The sequence below is a fragment of the Rhizobium sp. P40RR-XXII genome, from assembly GCF_012641405.1.
GTDB lineage: Bacteria > Pseudomonadota > Alphaproteobacteria > Rhizobiales > Rhizobiaceae > Rhizobium.
Genome location: NZ_JABAII010000001.1, coordinates 16,949 through 38,685, shown reverse-complemented (window position 1 = coordinate 38,685; position 21,737 = coordinate 16,949). Strand labels below are relative to the sequence as shown.

Here is a 21,737-nt window from a genome sequence, read left to right as displayed (position 1 = left end):
GAAATTCCCTGCAATTTCAGCGGTTCAGACCAATGCCGCTGCCCGTAAGACTTGCGGCAGGTCGATGCTTGGAATACCGTCCGATACAGACTCGCCGAAAGCGGGTTTCGACACCATTTCAAGCAATTGGACTGCCGCGGCCGTTCAAGCACGACCCGGCGGGAAACGGCCGATTTCATGCAGCAGCAACGGGACCGCATTGATCTCACCGGACGCGATTATACCGCGATCTATGCACTGAGCGACATCCATGGCTGCCACGACGAGATGGCGGAGGCTGAAAGACGCATCGTTGCCGATGCCCGCTCCCTTCCCGGCCGCAAGCTTTTGATGTTTCTCGGCGATTATGTCGATCGCGGCCCGCGCTCCAGCGACGTGCTGGCGCATCTCAGCGCGCCGCCACCGGAAGGCTTCGACCGCTACGCGCTTTGCGGCAATCACGACGATGTCTTCCTGCATTTTCTCGATGATCCCGATACCAATGTCCATTGGCTCGAATTCGGCGCGCTGCCGACGCTCGCCTCCTATGGCATCGACGCCAGGCACATACTTTTCGACCTTGGCTATAGCATCCGGCAATTGCGCGACATGACGCTGAAGGCGATGCCGCCAGCGCATGTCGATCTGCTGCGGTCGCTCGCCGCAGCCGTCACATTCGGCTCGACGCTCTTTGTTCATGCCGGCGTCAGGCCCGGTATTCCCTTCAGGGATCAGACGGACGAGGATTTGATGTGGATCCGTGAGCCCTTCCTGTCGGAAGGACCGCGACTGCCGATTTTGGTGGTCCACGGGCATACGCCTGACTCCCATCCGACTTTCGGCATAGGCCGCATCGGCATCGATACGGCCGTTTCCATGGGCGGAAGCCTGACGATCCTCAAGATCGCCGATGGCAGGCAGACCACCCTGCCGCCGATCCGAACAACCCAAACGAAAACCCCGGCCTGAGACCGGGGTTTCTTAAGATGCCCTATTCCGCCGCCACAGCCGGCGGCAGATGGATGGTATTCTGCTCCTCCTCGTCGGCCTGCTCCTTGGCCGGCGGTTCCGCCGACTTGCTCTTCGGCTCGCGGCCGAAGAACAGGGCGTAGCCGGCGGGCAAAACGAAGATCGTCAGCACGGTCGCGACCAGAATGCCGCCCATCATGGCGTAGGCGAGCGGCCCCCAGAAGACGCCGCGCGAGATCGGGATCAGCGCGAGTACGGCCGTCAGCGCCGTCAGCATGATCGGCCGGAAACGACGCACGGCCGAGCCGATGATTGCTTCCTTCCGATCCATGCCCGCCGCGATATCCTGGTCGATCTGGTCGACGAGGATGATCGAGTTGCGGATGATGATGCCGAGCAGCGCGATGACGCCGAGGATCGCCACGAAGCCGAAGGGCGCACCGCTGATCAAGAGGGCGCCTGCCGCACCGATGATGCCGAGCGGGCCAGTGGCGAGCACCAGCATCGCCTTGCCGAAGTGCTGCAGCTGCGCCATCAAAAGCACGACGATGATGACGAGCATGATCGGCGCCTTGGCGGCGATCGAGGCCTGGCTTTCGGCGCTGTCTTCGGCGCCGCCCTGGATCTCGATCTTGTAGCCGGCCGGCAGGCTGTTCCTGAGATCGGCCATGTCGTTGTAGAGCTTGGCCGTCACATCGTTCGACTGCACATTGTCGGGCAGGGTCGCCCGCACGCTGATGGTCGGCAGGCGGTCACGGCGCCATTCTATGCTCTGCTCCATCACGGGCACGATCTTGGCAACCTGCGACAGCGGCACGAATCCGCCGCTATCGGTGGGGATATAGACCGAGTTCACCGAGGTCAGCAGATGACGGCTTGCGTCCGGCTCGCGGGCGACGATCCCGACGGTTTCTTCGCCCTCGCGATAATTGTCGAGGGTGACGCCGGACATCGAGGCCTGCAGCATCTGGCGGATGCGCTGCGAGGTAACACCGAGAGCGCGGGCGCGATCCTGATCGATCACCAGCTTCATCGCCGGCACCGGCTCGAGCCAGTCGTCATGGATGGCGCCGAGCAACGGATTCTGAGAGAAGCGCTGCTTCACCTCGTCGGCAATGTGGCGAACCTCCTGCCGGTCGGGACCCATGACGCGCAGCTGCACGGGCCAGCCTGTCGGCGGACCGAGGAACAGGCGGTCGACCTTGCCGCGGACCGACGGGAAATCCGCCGCCAGGATGCCGCGCATCTTGGTGATCAGCCGCTCGCGGGCCGGCTCGTCCTTGGCCATGACAAGCATCTGGGCATAGTTCGGGTTGGTGAGCTGCTGATCGAGCGGCAGGAAGAAGCGCGGCGCGCCCTGGCCGACATAGGTGGCGATGAAGCGCTTGTCCGGATCATCGGCCATGCGGGCTTCCAGCGCCTGTGCCTGCCGTTCGACTTCCTTGATGCTGGTGCCCTCGGGCAGCCAAAGATCGACGAGGATTTCCGGACGCGACGACTGCGGGAAGAAATTCTGCGGAATGAACTGGAAGGACCACAGGCTGCCGACGAAGGCGGCAAGCGTCAGGAGCAGTACGATGACGCGGTGACGCACGGCCCAGGTGACCGACGCCCGCAGGCGGCGATAGAAGCGCGTATCGAAAACGTCATGATGCTCGCCCGCATGGTGACGCTGCTTGAGGATCATGTAGCCGAGCCATGGCGTGAAATAGACGGCCACGAACCAGGAGACGACGAGCGCGATACCAACGACGTAGAAGAGCGTGCGGACATATTCGCCGGCCGTCGATGCCGCAAAACCCACCGGAATGAAGCCTGCGGTCGTGATCAACGTGCCCGTCAGCATCGGGAAGGCGGTCGAGGAATAGGCGAAGCTGGCGGCATCGAGCTTCACGAGCCCCTCCTCCAGCTTGCGCTCCATGAGCTCGACCACGATCATGGCGTCGTCGACCAGCAGGCCGAGCGCGATGATGAGCGCGCCGAGCGAAATGCGCTGCAGGTCGATGCCGAACTCGTACATGATGGCGAAGGTCGCGGCCAGCACCAGCGGAATGGCGATGGCAATGACGAGGCCGGAACGCCAGCCGATCGACAGGAACGAGACGATCAGCACGATGACGAGAGCTTCGCCGAGCGCATGCATGAATTCGCTGATTGCGTCGGTGACGACGTCAGGCTGGTTGGCGATCTGGTCGACCTGAACGCCGACCGGCAGCGAGGCTTCGAACCGCTTGTAGGTTTCCTCGACGGACGTACCGACATCGGTCACCTTGTAGCCGTTGGCCATGACGACGCCCAGCTGCACGCTCGGATGGCCGTTATACAGGAACTTGGCCGTGTAGGGGTCCTGCAGACCGGCGGTGACGATGGCGATATCACCGAGACGGGTCACCTGGCCGCCCGCATTGAGCCGGAGGTTCTTGATGTCCTCGATCTTGTTGACATCGCCCTCGACCGAGATGCGCACCGAGCGCGTGCTGGTATCGACGGTGCCCGCCGGATCAACATTGTTCTGGCCGACAATGGCGTTCTTCAGGTCGTTGAGCGTCAACCCGCGCTCGGCCAGAACCTTGGAGGAGACATCGATATAGATCTGCTCCGCCTGGTCGCCGATGATGGTGGCCTTCTCGACACCCGGCGTCGAAAGCAGCATGTCGCGGGCCTGGATGGCGAATTTCTTCAGCTCCGGATAGGTGTAGCCGTCGCCGCTGATCGAATGCAGCGTGATGAAAGTATCGCCGAATTCATCGTTGAAATACGGACCGAGCAGGCCGGACGGCAGCTCGTTGCCGATATCGCCGATCTTCTTGCGGATCTGGTAGAAGGCGTCCTTCACCTCAGCGGTGTTGGTGTCGCCCTTGATCTGGATGGTGGTGATGGCAAAGCCGGCGCGGGTATAGGATTTGACCCAATCGAGATGCGGCGTTTCCTGCAGCTTGCGCTCGATCTTGTTGACCACCTGGTCTTCCATGTCCTGCAGCGAAGCGCCGGGCCACACGGTCTGCACGACCATGACGCGGAAGGTGAAATCCGGATCTTCCTTCTGGCCCATATGGGTCAGGCCGAGCGCGCCGGCGATGATGATGAGCCCGAACAGGAACCGCGCGATGCTTGGATGGGCGATCGCCCAGCGCGACAGGTTGAAACGCTTCCTCTCGCCGGAGGTGCTATTGATGGACATGATGTCGTCCCCTTCGATCCGGGTCAGCGTACGATATCCGCCGAAGCGGCTTTGGTTTCCGCGGAGGCCTGCTGAGCGCCAGCGCTCGGGACCTTGACCTTCATGTTCTCGGTCATGAATTGCGTACCGGCGGCAATGACGACATCGCCGGTTTTCAGGCCATCGGCGACGCGCACGCCATCATCGGCGAAATCGGCGATCTTGACGGCGCGGGAATGGACGGTGCCGGCATTGCGGTCGACGAGCCAGACGATCTGTTGCCCGTCCTTCTGCGCAAGGGCGCTCAGCGGAATGGAAACGTACGGTTTCGTATTGCCGGCGAGCGCTTCGATGGTCGCGGTCATGCCGAGCAGCACGCGCGGATCATTCGGCAGGCTCACGCGCACCGCAAACGTGCGCGACTGATCGGCACTGCCCGATACTTCCCGCACCTTTCCATCCAGAACGAGAGCTGAGTCGGACCAGAAGCGCGCCTTGACGTCCTTGCCGGTCTTGAATTGGGCGATGTCCATTTCCGGCACGGCGACCTGCACTTCCTTCTCGCCATCGACAGCAACGGTAATGACCGGCGTGCCGGAACTGACCACCTGGCCGACATCGGCATTGATTGCAGTCACGATGCCGTTCATGTCCGAGGTCAGGTCGGCATAGGCGACCTGGTTCTTGGCCTCGGTCAGCGCCGAAGCCGCGGAATCACGCGTCGAAACGGCTTGTTCATAGGAGAGTTCGGCCTGTTCGAGCTGCGACTTGGAGGTGACGTTCTTATCGAACAGCGTCTGCGCACGTGTGCGGGCAAGCTCGGTCGTCTGCACCTGCTTTTCCGCCGAATCCAGATCAGCCTGCGAACGGCGCACGGCAAGGACATAATCGGTCGCATCCATGCGGGCGAGCACATCACCGGGCTTCACCCTCTGGCCGATATCCACCTTGCGTTCGACGATCTTGCCATTGACGCGGAAGCCGAGGTTCATCTCGGTGCGGGCGCGCACGGCACCCGAATAATCGAGCTTGCGTGTCGTGTCCGCCTGGGCGATCTCGACCACCTTCACCGGCCGGATCACCTCCGCCGCCTCTTCCTTCTTCTCGTTGCAGCCGGAGAGCGTCAGCGCAAATGCGGCAAAAAGCGCCGCGCCGGCTACGGTCCGTAGGGTGTTGGTCGTCAGCGAAACCATGTCGCTCTCCTAAAGTCGAACAAAAGAGTGGAAGCACGCCGGCCATCCGGTGCGCGCATTGCTATTTCTTCAAGGCCCTGATGGCGAATTCGATGAGATCCTCGGGCTCGGCCCGGTTTGTCTTGGCGAGGCACTGGGCCACCATCTGCGGGTGACAGAGATTGATGGTCGCCGCGCCGAAACATTTGGACGCGACATAGGGGTCCTGCTCGACGAACTCACCGGCGGCAATGCCCTCCGCAATGATCTCGGCGATCAGATCGTGGATGCTGTCGATATGTTTTTCGATGACGTGCCAATCGCGCTCGATGGCGACAACGACCATCTCGTGAACCTTCTGCTCGTCGAGCATGGCCTCCATCGTCATCCTGTACTGGGCCATGGTATAGGCCCGCAGCCGATCGGCGGCGCTGATGGGCTGATTGCGGATGGCAAGCGCCATCTGGTAGCTCTGGCCGAGCATGCGCCCACAGATAGCCTGATGGATTTCCGTCTTGGAGCCAAAAAACCGGTAGATATTCGCCGTCGACATGCCGAGATCGCGCGCGATGTCGGCCACGTTCGTCTTGCTGTAGCCATAGTGGCGAAACAGCTTTTCGGCGGCATCGAGAATACGCGTGACGTTTTCCTGGCGGGCAGGATCGGCGCTAACGTCGGAAAGATCGAGCATGAGCAGGCCTGATGGTTTACGAGTGACGATTTTCAATTTTCGTCACTCGTAAACCATCAGAGCGCCGATGTCAATGAAGCCGCCCGCAACCTGGGCGGCTTTTAGATGCTATTGAATAAACCGAGGATGCGCCGAACAACTTGAAACAAGAGTTAAATCATCGACAACGCTCCTCGCGGAACGCAGCGAAAGTGTCCGGCATTTTGTCGCAGCAGCGAAAGTCGCCCGCTCAGGCGCTCATAAGCGTTGGATGAAAGCGTCGAAGGCTGAAAAAGCCGACGAACACAATCACCACCAGCAGCGCCACCTGCGCAGCTAATATCGGCGGCTCGTTGCCATTCGGCGCCAGCGCATTGAGGACCGATATCTTCTGGAACGACTGAACGATCAGCACGAGACAGTTGAAGAAGAGCAGCACCAGGGCGCCGATCACGAAGACGGGACGCCAGATGCCGGAAAGACGAAACCTGTAGCGTGCCAGCGCCGTCGGGATGAAGATCAGAAGACAGACGGTGCCGACGATGATCGCCGGCGTGACACTGTGAAACGGGAGCAGAAAGCCCGTCAGGCTGGTAAGAACGGTGGTCAGCATATAGACGAGCGTCGATCGATTATGACGGTTGCCCGCGAGAAACCCCTGGGCCACGACGACGCCGCTGACGATGGCAATCAAGCTTATGACGACATGAATTAAGAGAATTCCAGACATTCGCCCCTCCCCTTAAAGCACCGCATTTCAGTGAAAATGACAGCGCAAAGCCCACGGTGGAGGGACCATACACTAAACGCGCCGCGCCAGCCAGCGCGACGCGAAAGGCTGAAACGGCCGCTTAGGCGGCGTGAACTTCCAGAGAGATCGGAACGGAAGCAAGCGCCTTGGAAACCGGGCAACCCGCCTTCGCCTTGTTGGCAAGCTCGGTGAAAGTTGCCTCGTCGGCGCCGGGAACCTTGCCCGTCAGCGTCAGATGGATCGCGGTGATGGCGAAACCGCCTTCGACGCTTTCAAGCGTGACCTTGGCCGTCGTCTCCATGCTTTCGGCGGTGAAGCCTGCCTCATTCAGGATCAGCGACAGGGCCATGGTGAAGCAACCGGCATGCGCAGCGCCGATCAACTCTTCCGGATTGGTGCCGGGAACGCCTTCGAACCGGCTGGCAAAGCCGTAAGGATAATGATTGAGCGCGCCGCTCTGCGTCGAGATCTGACCCTTGCCGTCCTTCAAACCGCCGGACCATTGGGCCGAACCTGTACGATTGATCTGCATGTCGTCCTCCTTATCGTTGAATGAACTTAGGGAAGCGAAACCCGCCTCCCCCTGATGATCGACGGCAAGCGGCCTGGCCGCCTGCACCGACACCATATTCCTTCTATCCGTTGAAGACGACGCCGCCGTAACAGAAGCGGCGTCGATCCGGAAAAGGCAATCGCACCCTCTCAATCATCATACAAGAATGTTGCCAATGTATGATGATTATCGTATCATGATTTCAATACGGTCACGAAACATGGCCGGGCATCGCCTGCATGAAAGACCCGCCTGCCTCTGGCCGAGAGAGATATTCGGGCGAGCATGCGAAACGGTGTAGAGGAGATAGGGTGGAATCGCTCGAAAGACAGGGGCTTGCAAAACAGGGGCATGGCTCCTCAACGCGGCCGGCGCGCCGCCCGCGCGTGCGCAAAAACGTGACCGCCGCGATCGCCGAAGACATCTGCGCCGAACGCTATCCCTCCGGCTCGACCCTGCCGCGCGAAAACGACCTCTGTGAAATGTACGGCGTCAGCCGCACGGTTATCCGCGAATCTCTCAAAGTGTTGGAATCCAAGGGCCTCGTGCGCGGTAAGCCGCGCATCGGCACCACGGTCTGCGACAAGGACGACTGGAACATTCTCGACCAGGATGTCCTGCAATGGATGGGTCCCTTCATCGCCGATTTCGACATTCTCGGCTCCATTCTCGAGGCGCGCCGCACCATCGAGCCCGCCGCCGCCGAATATGCGGCCGAGCGCGCCACCGCCCGCGAGATTGCCGATCTGGAGAATGCATGGCAGCGGATGCGCCACAGCGGCGATGATCCGGAAGGTTTTACGGAGGCCGACGTGACCTTCCACAACGTACTCCTGAGCGCCAGCCACAATCAGGTATTCCGACGCCTGTCCAGCGCCATGCATGCCGGCCTCAAATATGCGCTCCATGCCTCCAACGTCGCCGCCCATAGCCGCGACGAGGCGATTGCGGTTCACGGCGAACTTGTCGAGGCGCTGCGCCTTCGCGACCGGAACGCCGCGCGCGACTGCGCTCATCGCATGCTCGATCTTGCGGCGCGCGATCTTGCCGTCGAACGACGACTGGACGAAGGCCGGAAAACAAATCCCGAAACCCCGAGATCCGCGGCCTCGCGCCGCTGACGCAACCCAAAGCCAAACGGAATCATTCCCATGAAAATCACCAAGCTGACGACCTATATCGTTCCCCCGCGCTGGCTGTTCCTGAAGATCGAGACCGACGAAGGCATCGTCGGCTGGGGCGAGCCCGTGGTCGAGGGTCGCGCGCTTACGGTTCAGGCGGCTGTGCACGAGCTGGAAGACTATCTGATCGGTAAGGATCCCTTCCTGATCGAGGATCACTGGAACGTCATGTACCGCGCCGGCTTCTATCGCGGCGGCGCCGTCCACATGTCGGCCCTTGCCGGCATCGACCAGGCGCTGTGGGACATCAAGGGCAAGGCGCTCGGGCAGCCGATCCACTCGCTGCTCGGCGGCCAGGTACGCGACAAGATCAAAGTCTATTCATGGATCGGCGGCGATCGTCCCTCCGACGTCGCCAACAACGCCAAGGACGTGGTTGCCCGCGGCTTCAAGGCAATCAAGCTCAACGGCTGCGAGGAGATGCAGATCGTCGACACCTACGACAAGGTGGAGAAGGCTGTCGAAACCATCGCCACCATCCGCGAGGCGATTGGCCCTTATATCGGCATCGGCGTCGATTTCCACGGCCGCGTCCACCGGCCGATGGCCAAGGTCCTGGCCAAGGAGCTGGAGCCCTACAAGCTGCTCTTCATCGAGGAGCCGGTGCTGTCGGAAAACCGCGAAGCGTTGAAGGAAATCGCCAACCATTGCTCGACGCCGATCGCGCTCGGCGAACGCCTCTATTCGCGCTGGGATTTCAAGTCGGTTCTGTCGGACGGCTATGTCGACATTCTGCAGCCCGACCTCAGCCACGCCGGGGGCATCACCGAATGCCGCAAGATCGCGGCCATGGCCGAAGCCTATGACGTGGCGCTCGCCCCGCATTGCCCACTCGGCCCAATCGCGCTCGCCGCCTGCCTGCAGGTCGACGCCGTCAGCTATAATGCCTTCATCCAGGAGCAAAGCCTCGGCATCCACTACAACAAGGGCAACGACATCCTCGACTACATCTCCAACAAGGAGGTGTTCCAATATGCCGACGGCTTCGTCAGCATTCCGCAGGGTCCCGGCCTCGGCATCGAAGTCGACGAAGCCTATGTCATCGAACGCGCCAAGGAAGGCCATCGCTGGCGCAACCCGGTCTGGCGCCATGAGGACGGCAGCGTCGCCGAATGGTAAGAGTCCGGCCCTCACCTCAGAGGCCGAAGATTTTCTACCCCGAATGATTGAAGGCCCGACAGCAGCAGATCTGCGCTGTCGGGCTTTTCTTTAAACCGGTGCTCTCTGAAATCCGGCACCTTTCCCCTTGCCGCGCTGCGGCGAAGATGACGACGAAACTGGCTCCATCGTAGGCCCGGTTTCCGTTGTTGAAAAAGGTTGCGCCTGCAGTATCGGCGCAGATACTGCAGGCGCGTCATGCGTCTCAACAAGCCCCCAGGGAGACGCATTCCTGGAGCAGGATCACCAAAGGGGTGGAGTGCCCTTCAGCTCAGATCATGCTCAAGCGAGTAATTCCAAACTATTCCCGTTCGCCGGTGAAATTCAGCAGCAGCTGGAAGATGTTGACGAAGTTCAGGTAGAGCGACAGGGCGCCGAAGACGGCGAGCTTCTGCTGCGATTCCTGATCGTAGTTTTCGGCATACTGTTCCTTGATGTTCTGCGTATCCCAGGCGGTGAGACCGACGAAGACGACGATACCGATCACCGAGATTGCGAACTGCAGCGCGCTGGACCCCAGGAAGATATTGACGACGCTGGCGATGATCACACCGAACAGACCCATCATCAGGAATGAACCGATGTTGGCAAGATCACGCTTGGTCGTATAGCCGTAGAGGCTGGTCGCGCCGAACATGGTGGCGGCGATGAAGAAGGTGCGTGCGATGCTCGTGCCGGTGAAGACCAGGAAGACCGAAGCCAGCGACAGGCCCATGACCGCACAGAACGCCCAGAACATCATCTGCGCCGTGCTCGCCGACATCGACTGGATGCGGAACGAGAAGAAGAAGACGAAGGCGAGCGGCGCCAGCATGACGACCCACTTCAGCGGCGTCTGGAAGATCGGCACATAAAGCGCCGGCGTGGTGCCGACGATCAGCGCGACGATACCCGTCACGACAAGGCCGATACCCATGTAGTTGTAGACGCGCAGCATATGCTTGCGCAGTCCCTCGTCGAAGAGCGCCTGCGAGCCGGCGGCGGCGCCGTAGCCGTATCGCGGATTGGTCGGGTTCATGGTCGTTCTCCTTTAATTCAAACTAGTACAGGCTGCGGGCAAGCTGTTCGGCATCGCTGTCGAGCTGGTCCGCCTGGCCATTGCCGATCAGCGCATAGGCGACTTCGCCGATCTGCCAATAGGCAGCCTGGACATCGTCACGCTTGACGTGACTGACGTCCTTGACGGCGAATGTGCCCGGACGGACGGCGAAAAGTGACAAATGCCCGTCCTTGCCGGCATCAACCATCATTTCGACGCTCGGACCGAACTCCGACGGATAGATCTGCGCATCGGTGACGCGCCAGCCACCCGGCAGCTCCGGCAGGACGATCGCCGTCGAAGCGCGGATTTCCTCGGGATTGTAATTCACGACCGACGGCTGCTTGATTTCTTCGCGCACCGCCGTTGTCTTATAAGCGCGCACCGCATCGTCGACGAAAGCCGGCGGCCGTGTGGACGCGCTGACCTCGCTCGCCGTAAAGGCGCCGAAGGATGTATGCGCGACCCAGCCGGTCGTCACCAGCACGGCAATGGCCGCGACGCGCTGGAAAGAGCCCAGCATGCGTCCATAGACCAGCCCGCGCTCCAGCCGCCGCGCGGCTTCGCGCGTTTCGGCCCGGACCACATGGCCTTCTCCGGCCAGCGCCATGCGCAGCTCGCCGCGAATGCTCATGTCAGCCATCACCTTGGCCGCGATCTCGGGATGCTCCGAGAGATAGGATTCCACCTCGACACGGCGCCCGAGGGTCAGCTCGCCATCGACATAGGCGTCGAGATCGGTATCGATGATCGGATCAACGATTTTCATTGCCGCCTCCGTCGATGAGCCTGAGATGGGAAACCTTGGAGGTAGCCTCCTCGAAATTGCGCAGCGTCGCGCGAGCCCGCGCAATGCGCGACATCAGCGTGCCGACTGGAATGCCAAGCGCGGATGCCGCCTCCTGATAGGAGAGGTCCTCGATCGCCACGAGATGTAGCGCCTCACGCTGCTCCTCGGGCAGACTGAAGAAAGCTTCGCGGACCTGGCTCAAACGGACCGTATGATCCTGCGATGCCGGCAATGCCGGCTCGAGCTCGGCTGCAGCCTCCTCGTGGCGACGGTTCTGCGATTTCGTCTGGCGCAGGCGGTCGATATGCACATTGTGCAGGATCGACAATAGCCAGGTGCGTAGATTGCCGTCGCGCCGGAACGATGCCTTGCGCTCGTATGCCTTGACCAGTGCGTCATGCACCAGATCTTCGGCCTCGTCCGCATTGCGCACGAGCGAGCGGGCATAACGTCTCAGCGAACCGAGCTGCCCCAAAACGTCGAATGTGCGTCCTTTGCGTTCCATACCCCTATATACGGAAGCACTCCGGATTCTATTCCATCGCCCGACGAATATTTTTTGCTGATTTCTTACATCAGCACGAAATCCTTCGGCTGCGGCAGTGGCGGCAGGTCGGTTTCGCCAAGCGCTTCGCGCAGATTGATCTCGATCGTATCGGCAAGGGCACCGATGGCGAGCGCATTGGGGCGACGGCCGAAAGGGTCCTCCAATTCGTCGCCGAGCGCATCGAGACCGAAGAAGGTATAGGCGATCAGGGCCGTCACGAATGGCGAGCCCCAGCCGAGCGTATCGACGAAGCCGAAGGGCAGCAGAAAACAGAAGAGATAGGCGGTGCGATGCAGAAGCAGCGTATAGCCGAAGGGCAGCGGCGTGTTGCGCAGCCGCTCGCAGGCCGCCTGGGCCGCCCCCATCTGGCCGATCGTGATATCCAGCATCTGGTATTGGATATCCAAAATCGCGCCCGATGCCTTCAATCGCGCGAGGTCGGCGGACATAAGGCGCAGAATGAGATCCGGCCGATTCTGTGCCGCGTGATAGAATTCCGCCTCGCTCGCCGTCAGAAGGCGCAGCACCTTGCCCTCGTCGCTGCCGGGCCGCAGAAGACAGACCAGCGCCTGCGCGAAGGCCATGGTCAGGCGCAGCAGGTGCTTGCGCGCCTCGATGCCCGCCTCGCCCGCACCCTCCAGCACCAGCGTCTGCCGGGCGAAGCCGCGCGCAAGATAGACGAGTTGTCCCCAGTCACGCCGCCCCTCCCACCAGCGGTCGTAAGCGGCATTGTTGCGGAAACCGAGGAAGATCGAAAGGGCAATGCCGAGCAGAGAAAGCGATGAGCCGTTGAAGGAAACGACCAGGTTCGGCCGCTCTTCATGTCCCCAGACGATGAGGGCCGACATCAGGAAGATGACGATGATCTGCGGCAGGATGCGCAGGACGATCGAGCCGCGAAGGATGAAGAAAAGCTGGAAGAGATTCGGCCGGTCGCGGACGATCATAAGGAACTGCACTCTCGATGAATGTCTGATGGCGCAGCAATACACCAGACGAGCCAGGAGTAACGAGCATTTCTTGCAAGGCGGCCCTGACCGGCTGATATCGCTCGTCGGTCAGGCAGGCGGTCAGTTCGCGCTGGCGCTTGCCGTCACCAGGACCGGATCGGCGCGATAATCCGTGGGGAAAAGATGCTGCAGGTTCTTGATCTTCGGCAGGTCGTTGATGACGATGTAGGGATAGGTGGGGTGCGTCGTCAGGAAATCCTGATGATAGGTCTCGGCGGCATAGAATTGCCTGGACGGCTCGATCTTGGTGACGATCCCGGCATCGAAGACCTTGGCGTGGTTGAGCTGATCGATATAGGCCTTGGCAATGTCGGCCTGCGACTGGCTTGTCGGGAAGATCGCCGAACGATATTGCGTGCCACTGTCCGGCCCCTGATAGTTCAGCTCTGTCGGATCATGCGCGACCGAGAAATAAATCTGCAGCAGGTGCCCGTAGCTGATCTTGTGCGGATCGAAGACGATGCGCACGGATTCGGCATGACCGGTGTCGCCCGCACTTACCATTTCATAATGGGCCGCATCCTTGCCGCCGCCGGTATAACCTGACGTCGCGCTGATCACGCCGTTGACATGCTGGAAGACGCCCTGGACGCCCCAGAAGCAGCCGCCGGCGAGCACGGCCGTCTCCGTGCCCGATGAACCTGCCTTTTCATCCATACCCGGCGGCGGGATGACACGCGCATCCTCGGCTGATGCGCGGCCGACAAATTGCAGTGCGATGGCGCCGACCAGCACTGCGGCCGCAGTGAGTCCGGCAAGGCGCGCAACCCGCGCTGAACCGATGCGGATCATATCTGTCGATGAAGTCTTCATGACACTCTCCTCTCGACCGCCATTCTAAACTCTTCGGTCACAAGGAGATACGGGAAGGCGAGGCTCAATGTTACACACGCCCGCGTGTAACACCGAAACGTGAACGCGTTGGCAGACCTCAGTAATGCGGCGGCTTGGTGATGGCTGGTGCGTCCAGCGATTGCTCCTCCAGCGTCAGAAAGCGCTCGGTCAACCGGTCAAGCTTCTGCCTGGTCTGTTCCACTACCTTCCATTGCTCGGCAATCTGGTCGGAAAGCTCCTCGATCGTCTTCGCCTGATGGGCGACCGTCTCCTCGAGTTTGGTGATGCGGCTCTGTTCGTCTGACATGTCTGATCCCTTTCGCAACGATCTATAACATCGGGGCAGCTGCGTACAGTCCCGGAAGTCAGTGTGAAGCGGACGCCGGCTCCGTTTGACGGCGATGTGACAAAACTGAAAAACGGCTGAAAAGAGCCGTTACCTAACTGACATGGGAGCCTTCTAAAGAGAGCGCAGAGACGCGCCGGTTTGAAGGCATTTCCTTCCACAGGCGCACCCTTTCTAGAAGACTGCGGAGAAGCGCCTTGAAGATCATCCAGATCACCGACACCCATTTGAGCCCCAACAAGCCGCATTTCAACGGCAATTGGGAGCCGCTGGCGAAATGGATCGAGGCAAGCGGCGCCGATCTCGTCGTTCACACCGGCGACCTCAGCGTCGATGGCGCCGACAAGGACGAAGATCTCACCTTCTCCATGGAATTGATGCGCCAGATTTCCGTGCCGATGCTGATCGTGCCCGGCAACCACGATGTCGGCCATCTGCCCGGTTCGTATCAGCCCGTCAATCCCGAGCGGCTGGAGCGCTGGCGTCGTCTTGTCGGTCCGGACTATTGGGCGAAGGATGTCGACAACTGGCGGCTGATCGGCCTCAACAGCCTGTTGATGGGCTTCGAGGATGCCGAAGAGCAGAAGCAGTTCGATTGGCTGCGGGACATGCTCGAAAGCCGCGGCGACCGCCGCCTTGCCCTCTTCGCCCACAAGCCGCTCTTTGTCGATGCGCCCGACGAGGGCGATACCGGCTACTGGAGCGTGCGCCCGGCCCAGCGCCGCCGGCTTTATGATCTGATCGCAGTGCATGACGTCGCTCTCTTCGGCAGCGGCCACCTGCACTGGACCTGGGAAGGCCGTTTCAACGACACGAACCTCGTCTGGGCGCCGCCCGGCGCCTTTATCCTCGACAAGATGGAACGCGAAATGCCGGGCGAACGGCTGATCGGCGCCGCAATCCACGAGCTTGGCGAAACGGTATCGACCGAGCTCGTCGCCGTGCCGGGCATGATCGCCTACTTCCTCGATGACGTCGTCATGGAAGTTTATCCGCAAGCCGCCCCCAAGGCACAGAAGGAGCCGACCGAATGAGCGCGCTCTCGCTTCGCGGCATCGCCAAATCCTTCGGTGGCAACGCCATCCTCAAGGGCGTCGATCTCGATGTCCAGCCCGGCGAGTTCATCGCCCTTGTCGGTCCGTCCGGTTGCGGCAAGAGCACGCTGCTGCGCATCCTCGCCGGCCTCGATCATGCCGATAGCGGCGAAATCATCCTTGGAGGCAACGACGTTTCCGGCGTCGCGGCGGCGGACCGCAACATCGCCATGGTCTTCCAGTCCTATGCGCTCTATCCGCATCTGACGGCCTCGGAAAACATCGCCGTGCCGCTCGCCATGCGCCGCCTCTCGCGCGTCCAGCGTCTGCCCTTCATCGGCTCGCTGATCCCCGGCCAGCGTGCGGTGCGCACCGGCATAATCCGCGATGTCCGCGAAATGGCAACATCGCTGAAGATCGACCACCTGCTCGACCGCAAGCCCGGTCAGATGTCCGGCGGCCAGCGCCAGCGCGTGGCGCTCGCCCGCGCCATGGTGCGTCGCCCGGCTGTCTTTCTCATGGACGAGCCGCTTTCCAATCTCGATGCCAACCTGCGCGTCCATGCTCGCGGCGAGATCGTCGATCTGCACCGCCGTGCCGGCGTTCCCACAGTTTATGTCACGCATGATCAGGCCGAGGCGCTGTCGATGGCGGATCGCGTCGCGGTCATGATCGGCGGCCAGTTGCTGCAGTTCGCCTCGCCGCAGGTGATCTATGACGACCCGAGCCATATCGAAGTCGCCCGCTTCGTCGGCCAGCCGCGCATCAACCTGCTACCAGCGCTGGCTGAAAACGGCATCGTCGCCTTCGGCGGCATCCGTCTCGCGCTGGAAGACGGAAGCCTTGCCGGCAACAATGTCACACTCGGCATCCGCCCAGAATTCGTGCGGCTCACCCAGGGCCGTCAGGATGCGCTGGCCGCCCATATCGAGCGCATGGAATTCCTCGGCTCCGAAGTCATCCTCTATGCCAAACTCGACGCCATCGGCGAAACCATGGTCGTCAAGCTCGCACCGGCCGAAGTCGCGGGTCTTTCCACCGGCATGCCCGTTGCGCTGAGCCTTTCGGCGGAACAGGCCATGGTCTTCGCCGAAGACGGCCGACGCCTGCGCGCCATGCCCACGACCGTCGACGCCACGCGGGAGAAGGCGCATGGCTAGCATCGCCGCCACCTCCCTGCCGATGCAGACGGCCGCGGCGCGCGAACGCAGCGAGGCCCGCACGGCGCTGCTCTTTGCCCTGCCCGCCATCATCCTGATCGTGCTCTTCATCATTGTGCCGATCATCGCCGTCGTGGTGCTCGGCTTCACGGACTTCCAGCTCGGCGACAAGAGCCTGCGGTTCGTCGCCTTCGAAAACTACGCGCATCTGCTCAAAGATCGCGCCTTCATGAAATCGCTCTGGAACACGACTATCTATACGGCGATCGTTGCGCCGATCTCGATCGCGCTTGGCCTCGGCGTCGCGCTGCTGATCGAGAGCGAAGGCATCGGCCGCAGCTTCTTCCGCACGGCCTACTTCCTGCCCGTCGCTTCGCTGATCGTCGCGATGGCGACTGTCTGGCAATACCTCTTCCACCCGACGATCGGCCCGATCAACGCGCTTCTGGCCGAGATCGGCCTGCACGGCCCGAACTGGCTCGGCTCTTCAGCGACCGCCCTCTACAGCCTGTCGATCATCGGCGTCTGGCAGTCGGTCGGCTTCAACATGGTGCTGTTCCTGGCCGGCCTCACCACCATCCCGCGCGAGCTCTATGCCGCAGCCGAAGTCGACGGCGCGAAATCGGCCTGGGACCGCTTCTGGCTGGTCACCTGGCCGATGCTCGGGCCGACGACGCTCTTCGTCACGACCATCAGCATCATCAATGCGGTGAAGGTGTTCGACACCGTGAAGGCCCTGACCGACGGCGGCCCGAACCATGCCTCGGAAGTCCTGCTCTTCACTATCTACCAGGAAGGCTTCGTCTATCTCCGGGTCGGCTATGCCTCGGCGATGACCACTGTCTTTCTCGCCATCCTCGTGGTGCTGACCTTCCTGCAATATCGCGTCCAAGACCGGCAGGTGCATTACACATGACCTCGACAGGCTTCACTCCCGGCCGCATCCTGCGCCTCTCGCTGCTGATCTTCGGCGCGCTCGTCTTCCTGGCGCCCTACATCTTCATGATCTCGACCGCCGGCAAGGTGCAGGACGATATCTTCACCTCGGCGCTGAGGCTGATCCCGACGCATTTCTTCTATATCGAGAACATCGCCAAGGCGCTCAGCAAGGTTGATATGGGCAGGCTGCTGTTCAACGGCGTCCTCGTCTGCGGCCTGATCTTCTTCTTCCAGGTGCTGATCGCCATTCCCTGCGCCTATGCCATGGCGAAGCTGAAATTTCCGGCGGCGCGCACCATGATGGTGCTGGTCATGCTCGGTCTGCTGATCCCGATCCACGCGACGGCGCTGCCGCTCTATGTCGGCTTCAACAGCCTGTCGCTGCTGAATAGCTACATGGCTCTCGTCGCGCCTTTCTCGATCTCGGTCTTCGCGATCTTCATGTTCCTGCAGTTCTTCCGCGCCATGCCGGACGATCTGATCCATGCCGCGCGTCTCGACGGCATGTCGGAACTCGGCATCGTCGCCCGCGTCATCGTGCCGAACGCCTGGCCGGCGGTTACCGCCTTCGCGATCTTCTCGGTCGTCGCGCACTGGAATGACCTCTACTGGCCGCTGATCGTCATCAGCAAGCCGGACTATGCCACACCGCCGCTGGGCCTCATGTACTTCCGCGCCGCCGAAGCCGGCGACGACTACGGCGCGCTGATGGCGGCAACCCTGATCATTACCCTTCCCCTCGTCGTCGCATTCCTTCTCGCGCAGAAACGCTTCGTCGAGGGCATCACCATGACCGGTCTCAAAGGCTGATCGGTTCCCTAGAGCGGATGATTTTAGATCGCATCGATCTAAAATCTGAATCCGCTCTAGAATCAAAGAAGTAGAGCATGATGTCGTCCGAAATCCCCTCACACTTTTCGGCATCATGCTCGAACAGGAGAACGAGCGATGAAGCATATCACCCAGATTCTCGCCGCCGCGGCCATTTCCATGGTCGTGTCGGTCCCGGCTTACGCCGAAACCACCCTGACGGTTCATTATCCCATGCCGGGTTTCTTCAAGAACGTGATGGACACGATCTCGAAGAAGTTCATGGAAGAAAATCCCGACATCAAGATCCAGTTCGCCGCCCCTTCGGCCACCTATGAGGAAGGCATCCAGACCATCCTGCGCCAGGCCGGCACCAGCGAAATGCCGGATGTCACCTTCATCGGCCTCAACCGCCTGCGCATGATCGACGAGCGCAACGTCGCCGTCGACCTCGGCCCCTTCGTCAAGAAAGAGAGCAACATGGCCGAGAAAGGTTTCTCGGACACGATCCTGAAGCTCGCCCAGGTCAAGGGCAAGCAGGTCGGCCTCGCCTTCGCGACATCCAACCCGATCATGTACTACAACGCCGACCTGGTGAAGGCTGCCGGCGGCAACCCGGACAACCCGCCGAAGACCTGGGACGAAGTCATTGCGCTCGCCGGCAAGATCAAGGCGCTCGGCAACGGCGTCGACGGCATGGACTTCCGCTGGCAGGGCGACGACTGGATGTTCTCCGCCCTCCTCTTCGGCGCCGGCGGCAAGATGCTGAGCGACGACGAGACGAAGGTCGCCTTCAACGGTCCCGAGGGGCAGAAGGCGGTCGAACTGATCCAGCGCTTCGTCAAGGAAGGCGGCATGCCGGTCTTCACCAAGGCTGCCGGCGAGCAGGCCTTCGCTGCCGGCAAGGTCGGTTTCGAATTCCAGACGACCGGCGCTCTCGTCAACACCATCAAGAATGTCGGTGCGAAGTTCGATCTGCGCACCGCCAAGCTGCCGCTGATCGACCCGGTCAACGGCCGCCTGCCGACAGGCGGCAACGCCGTCGTCATCCTGACTCATGATCCGGTCAAGGAAGAAGCCGCCTGGAAATTCGCCAAGTTCGCCGCCGGCCCCTATGGCGCCTCGGTCGTCGTTCCCGGCACCGGCTATGTTCCGAACAACGAGCTTGCCGCCAAGTCGGCCGAATATCTCGGTGACTTCTACAAGAAGAACCCGCTGTTCCAGGCTGGCCTCAGCCAGATGTCGCTCATGATCCCCTGGTATGCCTTCCCGGGCGGCAACGGCGTCAAGGTCACGCAGACCATCGTCGACAACCTCTCGCGCATCGTCGATGGCTCGGCCACGCCGAAGGAAGCACTCGACGACGCCGCTTCCGACGTCGAAGGCCTGCTGCCGCGCAGCTGATCTTTCGATCCAGTCTGAAGAAATTGCGCCGCCTCTCGCGAAGAGGCGGCGTTTTCGTATGCAAAGCTACGTCAAGGATTGAATGGTGAGATCGCCCACCGTTCCACCCGGACGCAGCCGATAGGGCACGGTCAGATGACGCGGCGGTGCGGCATTCTCCGCCATATCGAGCAGCAGCGAGGCAGCCGCCGCCCCCATCGTCCCGTCCGGAATCTCGACAGTCGTCAGGGAAACCTCCGCGAGAAAACCGAGGGAAATTCCGTCGAAGCCGGCGACCGAAATATCGCGCGGGATCGAAAGGCCTTGGCGCCGAAGCGCACCCATGACACCAAGAGCCAGCAGATCGTTGGAAGCAATAATCGCCGTCGGATTCAGCTTCGAAACCACATCCGAAAGATCGAGCTGCTCCAGGCTGTTCACGAAGGAAATCTCCAGGGCATCGAGGGGCTGCCGGCCTGCCGTTTCCATCGCCCTGATATAGCCGAGATAACGCAGTTTTGCCCGATCCGATGCCGAGAAATGGCCTGATATGAATAGGATACGGCGATGCCCCTTGCGCAGGAGATGCTCGGTCAGATCCCGGCCCGCGCCGAAATTGTCGGTGGCGACGGCCGCGGTGAAGCGGGCGGTCGGCAGGTTGCCGAGCAGCACCGTTGGCGGCAGGGCAGATGACAGGACCAGACTGCGTTCGGGATTGCAAAGCGTGAGGATTAGCCCGGTCGGCTGCTGCTGAAGGAGCGAGGCGACGGCATCGGTCTCCTGCGCCGGATCATAGTTCGATTGCGCGATCAGCACGCTGTGTCCGGCATGCAGCGCCCTGTTCTGGATGCTGGAAAGCGATGCTGCAAAGACGGGATTGGTGATGCTGGGAATGAGCACGCCGATCGCCGGCCGACCGTTGCCGCTGCGACTGCCGGCGCGATAGCCGAGCTCCGCCGCCGCCCGGCGCACGCGCCGCACCATCTCGTCACTGACCGGACCGGTGCGATTCATCACGCGGCTGGCGGTCGCAACCGAACAACCTGCACGAAAGGCGATCTGCTGGAGCGTCGACATGATATCAATCACCTCCGGCTTCGGGTTTCAGCCCTCGACTGGCGCAGCCGACGGGAATGAAGCGGATTTATATCAGGCCGATGACACTTATTTGACGGCCACGAATGCGCGCTGCGACAACCCTGCCCTTGATCTTTGCTGCAATGCAACAGATGTTCAACATGATCACAGCGGCGAATGATGCTGTCATCAACCGATGCCATGATTGCCGCGCTGTGATCCGCAGATCCGCTCCCTTTGAAAGGATGCTCTCATGTCAGAAGCAGAAGCACGGACGCCTGCCGCCTCCGCCGACAAATCCGAAAGATTGTTCTTCCTCGACATCAACGACGGACGAATTCTCTCCTCCGCCATCGACGGCACCGATCTCAAGCTCATCGTCCAGCGGCCGGGCCGCAGCCCGGACGGCATTCTCGTCGACAGCGAGAACGGCTGGATTTACTGGACGGAAATGGGCACGGACTACAACGCCCATGACGGCTCCATCGAGCGCATGGACCTCGACGGCGGCAATCACATCACGCTGATCCCGCCCGGCAGCACGCTGGTCACGCCGAAGCAGATCCAGCTCGATCGCGATAATGGCAAGCTCTATTGGTGCGACCGCGAAGGCATGCGCGTCATGCGCGCCAATATCGACGGCAGCGACATCGAAACCCTGGTGCAGAACGGCGATAGTCCGGAAGATAGCGCCGATATCGAACGCTGGTGCGTCGGCATCGCGCTGGACCTTCCGCTCGGGCAGATCTACTGGACCCAGAAGGGCCCGCCGGATGCCGGCCTCGGCCGCATTTTCCGCGCCGGTATCAACATCCCCGCCGGCGAAACCGCGACGAGCCGTAGCGACATCGAAACCCTGCTGGACAAGCTGCCGGAACCGATCGATCTCGAACTCGATCTCGCCACCCGCACGATCTACTGGACCGACCGCGGCAATCTTCCGCGCGGCAATACCGTCAACCGCGCCCAGATTGACGATCTCGCCGCAACATCGCAAGTCGTCCTCGAAGGCCTGGACGAAGGCATCGGCCTCTCGCTCGACCTGCCTGGTAACCGCATGTTCTTCACCGACATCGGCGGCAATCTCTATTCCGCAAGCCTCGACGGCTCGGGCGAACGCGAACTGCTGCACCATGCCGGCTCGTTCACGGGGATTGTTTACGCGGAGGTTTGAG

22 protein-coding genes are annotated in these 21,737 nt (G+C 61.4%); 10 read left to right on the top strand and 12 right to left on the bottom strand.

The window, feature by feature from the left end:
• Window positions 1–177: 177 nt before the first annotated feature.
• Window positions 178–948 carry a metallophosphoesterase gene (locus HGP16_RS00190; RefSeq protein ID WP_168838025.1) on the top strand — a complete coding sequence of 257 codons (771 nt, stop codon included), beginning with the start codon at window positions 178–180 and terminating at the stop codon, window positions 946–948.
• A gap of 22 nt (window positions 949–970) precedes the next feature.
• Here the strand turns inward: HGP16_RS00190 and HGP16_RS00185 are convergent, their stop codons facing one another.
• The 5 genes from HGP16_RS00185 to HGP16_RS00165 all read right to left on the bottom strand — a co-directional run bounded on the left by HGP16_RS00185 (window position 971) and on the right by HGP16_RS00165 (window position 7,233).
• On the bottom strand, window positions 971–4,129 hold the full coding sequence (locus HGP16_RS00185) for an efflux RND transporter permease subunit (protein ID WP_168838024.1): 3,159 nt from the start codon (window positions 4,127–4,129) through the stop codon (window positions 971–973).
• Between the two features lie 23 nt (window positions 4,130–4,152).
• Complete coding sequence (locus tag HGP16_RS00180; protein ID WP_168838023.1) at window positions 4,153–5,301, bottom strand: efflux RND transporter periplasmic adaptor subunit; 1,149 nt, start codon at window positions 5,299–5,301, stop codon at window positions 4,153–4,155.
• Window positions 5,302–5,362: 61 nt separating this feature from the next.
• Complete coding sequence (locus tag HGP16_RS00175; protein WP_168838576.1) at window positions 5,363–5,971, bottom strand: TetR family transcriptional regulator; 609 nt, start codon at window positions 5,969–5,971, stop codon at window positions 5,363–5,365.
• Window positions 5,972–6,200: 229 nt separating this feature from the next.
• On the bottom strand, window positions 6,201–6,680 hold the full coding sequence (locus HGP16_RS00170) for a hypothetical protein (RefSeq protein ID WP_168838022.1): 480 nt from the start codon (window positions 6,678–6,680) through the stop codon (window positions 6,201–6,203).
• Between the two features lie 121 nt (window positions 6,681–6,801).
• Window positions 6,802–7,233, bottom strand: coding sequence for an OsmC family protein (locus HGP16_RS00165; RefSeq protein WP_104824404.1), 432 nt, complete (start codon window positions 7,231–7,233; stop codon window positions 6,802–6,804).
• Window positions 7,234–7,565: 332 nt separating this feature from the next.
• Between HGP16_RS00165 and HGP16_RS00160 the strand changes: the two genes are divergently transcribed.
• Complete coding sequence (locus tag HGP16_RS00160) at window positions 7,566–8,375, top strand: FadR/GntR family transcriptional regulator (RefSeq protein ID WP_168838021.1); 810 nt, start codon at window positions 7,566–7,568, stop codon at window positions 8,373–8,375.
• A gap of 30 nt (window positions 8,376–8,405) precedes the next feature.
• Window positions 8,406–9,554 carry a galactonate dehydratase gene (dgoD, locus tag HGP16_RS00155; RefSeq protein WP_092712672.1) on the top strand — a complete coding sequence of 383 codons (1,149 nt, stop codon included), beginning with the start codon at window positions 8,406–8,408 and terminating at the stop codon, window positions 9,552–9,554.
• A 340-nt stretch (window positions 9,555–9,894) separates the two neighbouring features.
• On the opposite strand, the gene HGP16_RS00150 is transcribed toward dgoD, so the two are convergent.
• The 6 genes from HGP16_RS00150 to HGP16_RS00125 all read right to left on the bottom strand — a co-directional run bounded on the left by HGP16_RS00150 (window position 9,895) and on the right by HGP16_RS00125 (window position 14,120).
• A complete protein-coding gene (locus HGP16_RS00150; protein ID WP_168838020.1) occupies window positions 9,895–10,611 on the bottom strand; it encodes a Bax inhibitor-1/YccA family protein in 717 nt (238 codons plus the stop codon).
• A gap of 22 nt (window positions 10,612–10,633) precedes the next feature.
• Complete coding sequence (locus tag HGP16_RS00145) at window positions 10,634–11,401, bottom strand: anti-sigma factor family protein (RefSeq protein WP_168838019.1); 768 nt, start codon at window positions 11,399–11,401, stop codon at window positions 10,634–10,636.
• On the bottom strand, window positions 11,388–11,927 hold the full coding sequence (locus tag HGP16_RS00140; protein WP_168838018.1) for a sigma-70 family RNA polymerase sigma factor: 540 nt from the start codon (window positions 11,925–11,927) through the stop codon (window positions 11,388–11,390). The genes HGP16_RS00145 and HGP16_RS00140 overlap by 14 nt, the downstream gene beginning before the upstream one ends.
• 65 nt (window positions 11,928–11,992) lie before the next feature.
• A complete protein-coding gene (locus tag HGP16_RS00135; RefSeq protein ID WP_168838017.1) occupies window positions 11,993–12,916 on the bottom strand; it encodes a bestrophin family protein in 924 nt (307 codons plus the stop codon).
• Window positions 12,917–13,039: 123 nt separating this feature from the next.
• Entirely contained in the window at window positions 13,040–13,792 is a 753-nt protein-coding gene (gene msrA, locus HGP16_RS00130; RefSeq protein ID WP_168838016.1) for a peptide-methionine (S)-S-oxide reductase MsrA, read from the bottom strand.
• A 118-nt stretch (window positions 13,793–13,910) separates the two neighbouring features.
• Window positions 13,911–14,120, bottom strand: a complete 210-nt coding sequence (locus HGP16_RS00125) for a SlyX family protein (RefSeq protein ID WP_120665174.1) — start codon at window positions 14,118–14,120, stop codon at window positions 13,911–13,913.
• Window positions 14,121–14,356: 236 nt separating this feature from the next.
• On the opposite strand from HGP16_RS00125, the gene HGP16_RS00120 reads away from it, so the two are divergent.
• The 5 genes from HGP16_RS00120 (at window position 14,357) to HGP16_RS00100 (ending at window position 19,506) form a co-directional block, all read left to right on the top strand.
• On the top strand, window positions 14,357–15,193 hold the full coding sequence (locus tag HGP16_RS00120) for a metallophosphoesterase (RefSeq protein ID WP_168838015.1): 837 nt from the start codon (window positions 14,357–14,359) through the stop codon (window positions 15,191–15,193).
• Window positions 15,190–16,353, top strand: a complete 1,164-nt coding sequence (locus HGP16_RS00115; RefSeq protein ID WP_168838014.1) for an ABC transporter ATP-binding protein — start codon at window positions 15,190–15,192, stop codon at window positions 16,351–16,353. The genes HGP16_RS00120 and HGP16_RS00115 overlap by 4 nt, the downstream gene beginning before the upstream one ends.
• Entirely contained in the window at window positions 16,346–17,269 is a 924-nt protein-coding gene (locus HGP16_RS00110; protein ID WP_168838013.1) for a carbohydrate ABC transporter permease, read from the top strand. The genes HGP16_RS00115 and HGP16_RS00110 overlap by 8 nt, the downstream gene beginning before the upstream one ends.
• A complete protein-coding gene (locus HGP16_RS00105; RefSeq protein ID WP_168838012.1) occupies window positions 17,266–18,102 on the top strand; it encodes a carbohydrate ABC transporter permease in 837 nt (278 codons plus the stop codon). Before HGP16_RS00110 ends, HGP16_RS00105 begins: the two co-directional genes overlap by 4 nt.
• 138 nt (window positions 18,103–18,240) lie before the next feature.
• The gene (locus tag HGP16_RS00100; RefSeq protein ID WP_168838011.1) at window positions 18,241–19,506 is read left to right on the top strand and encodes an ABC transporter substrate-binding protein; all 1,266 of its coding nucleotides are present in this window, start codon (window positions 18,241–18,243) and stop codon (window positions 19,504–19,506) included.
• 66 nt (window positions 19,507–19,572) lie between these two features.
• On the opposite strand, the gene HGP16_RS00095 is transcribed toward HGP16_RS00100, so the two are convergent.
• Window positions 19,573–20,562 carry a substrate-binding domain-containing protein gene (locus HGP16_RS00095; protein WP_168838010.1) on the bottom strand — a complete coding sequence of 330 codons (990 nt, stop codon included), beginning with the start codon at window positions 20,560–20,562 and terminating at the stop codon, window positions 19,573–19,575.
• Here HGP16_RS00095 and HGP16_RS00090 point away from each other — a divergent pair.
• Both HGP16_RS00090 and HGP16_RS00085 read left to right on the top strand, forming a co-directional pair.
• Entirely contained in the window at window positions 20,561–20,743 is a 183-nt protein-coding gene (locus tag HGP16_RS00090) for a hypothetical protein (protein ID WP_168838009.1), read from the top strand. The two genes, HGP16_RS00095 and HGP16_RS00090, sit on opposite strands and share 2 nt — an antisense overlap.
• A 72-nt stretch (window positions 20,744–20,815) precedes the next feature.
• Window positions 20,816–21,736 (top strand): YncE family protein, encoded by a 921-nt coding sequence (locus tag HGP16_RS00085; RefSeq protein WP_168838008.1) that lies wholly within the window; start codon window positions 20,816–20,818, stop codon window positions 21,734–21,736.
• Window position 21,737 lies beyond the last annotated feature (1 nt).

What these genes read in the sequence shown, in the direction of transcription:
- HGP16_RS00175 (WP_168838576.1), bottom strand. Translation starts at nt 5,971, where the DNA reads ATGCTCGATCTTTCCGACGTTAGCGCCGATCCTGCCCGCCAGGAAAAC.
- HGP16_RS00180 (WP_168838023.1), bottom strand. Translation starts at nt 5,301, where the DNA reads ATGGTTTCGCTGACGACCAACACCCTACGGACCGTAGCCGGCGCGGCG.
- HGP16_RS00190 (WP_168838025.1), top strand. Translation starts at nt 178, where the DNA reads ATGCAGCAGCAACGGGACCGCATTGATCTCACCGGACGCGATTATACC.
- HGP16_RS00085 (WP_168838008.1), top strand. Translation starts at nt 20,816, where the DNA reads ATGTCAGAAGCAGAAGCACGGACGCCTGCCGCCTCCGCCGACAAATCC.
- HGP16_RS00150 (WP_168838020.1), bottom strand. Translation starts at nt 10,611, where the DNA reads ATGAACCCGACCAATCCGCGATACGGCTACGGCGCCGCCGCCGGCTCG.
- HGP16_RS00140 (WP_168838018.1), bottom strand. Translation starts at nt 11,927, where the DNA reads ATGGAACGCAAAGGACGCACATTCGACGTTTTGGGGCAGCTCGGTTCG.
- HGP16_RS00135 (WP_168838017.1), bottom strand. Translation starts at nt 12,916, where the DNA reads ATGATCGTCCGCGACCGGCCGAATCTCTTCCAGCTTTTCTTCATCCTT.
- HGP16_RS00165 (WP_104824404.1), bottom strand. Translation starts at nt 7,233, where the DNA reads ATGCAGATCAATCGTACAGGTTCGGCCCAATGGTCCGGCGGTTTGAAG.
- HGP16_RS00170 (WP_168838022.1), bottom strand. Translation starts at nt 6,680, where the DNA reads ATGTCTGGAATTCTCTTAATTCATGTCGTCATAAGCTTGATTGCCATC.
- HGP16_RS00115 (WP_168838014.1), top strand. Translation starts at nt 15,190, where the DNA reads ATGAGCGCGCTCTCGCTTCGCGGCATCGCCAAATCCTTCGGTGGCAAC.
- HGP16_RS00110 (WP_168838013.1), top strand. Translation starts at nt 16,346, where the DNA reads ATGGCTAGCATCGCCGCCACCTCCCTGCCGATGCAGACGGCCGCGGCG.
- HGP16_RS00185 (WP_168838024.1), bottom strand. Translation starts at nt 4,129, where the DNA reads ATGTCCATCAATAGCACCTCCGGCGAGAGGAAGCGTTTCAACCTGTCG.
- HGP16_RS00095 (WP_168838010.1), bottom strand. Translation starts at nt 20,562, where the DNA reads ATGTCGACGCTCCAGCAGATCGCCTTTCGTGCAGGTTGTTCGGTTGCG.
- dgoD (WP_092712672.1), top strand. Translation starts at nt 8,406, where the DNA reads ATGAAAATCACCAAGCTGACGACCTATATCGTTCCCCCGCGCTGGCTG.
- HGP16_RS00100 (WP_168838011.1), top strand. Translation starts at nt 18,241, where the DNA reads ATGAAGCATATCACCCAGATTCTCGCCGCCGCGGCCATTTCCATGGTC.
- msrA (WP_168838016.1), bottom strand. Translation starts at nt 13,792, where the DNA reads ATGAAGACTTCATCGACAGATATGATCCGCATCGGTTCAGCGCGGGTT.
- HGP16_RS00145 (WP_168838019.1), bottom strand. Translation starts at nt 11,401, where the DNA reads ATGAAAATCGTTGATCCGATCATCGATACCGATCTCGACGCCTATGTC.
- HGP16_RS00125 (WP_120665174.1), bottom strand. Translation starts at nt 14,120, where the DNA reads ATGTCAGACGAACAGAGCCGCATCACCAAACTCGAGGAGACGGTCGCC.
- HGP16_RS00090 (WP_168838009.1), top strand. Translation starts at nt 20,561, where the DNA reads ATGATATCAATCACCTCCGGCTTCGGGTTTCAGCCCTCGACTGGCGCA.
- HGP16_RS00105 (WP_168838012.1), top strand. Translation starts at nt 17,266, where the DNA reads ATGACCTCGACAGGCTTCACTCCCGGCCGCATCCTGCGCCTCTCGCTG.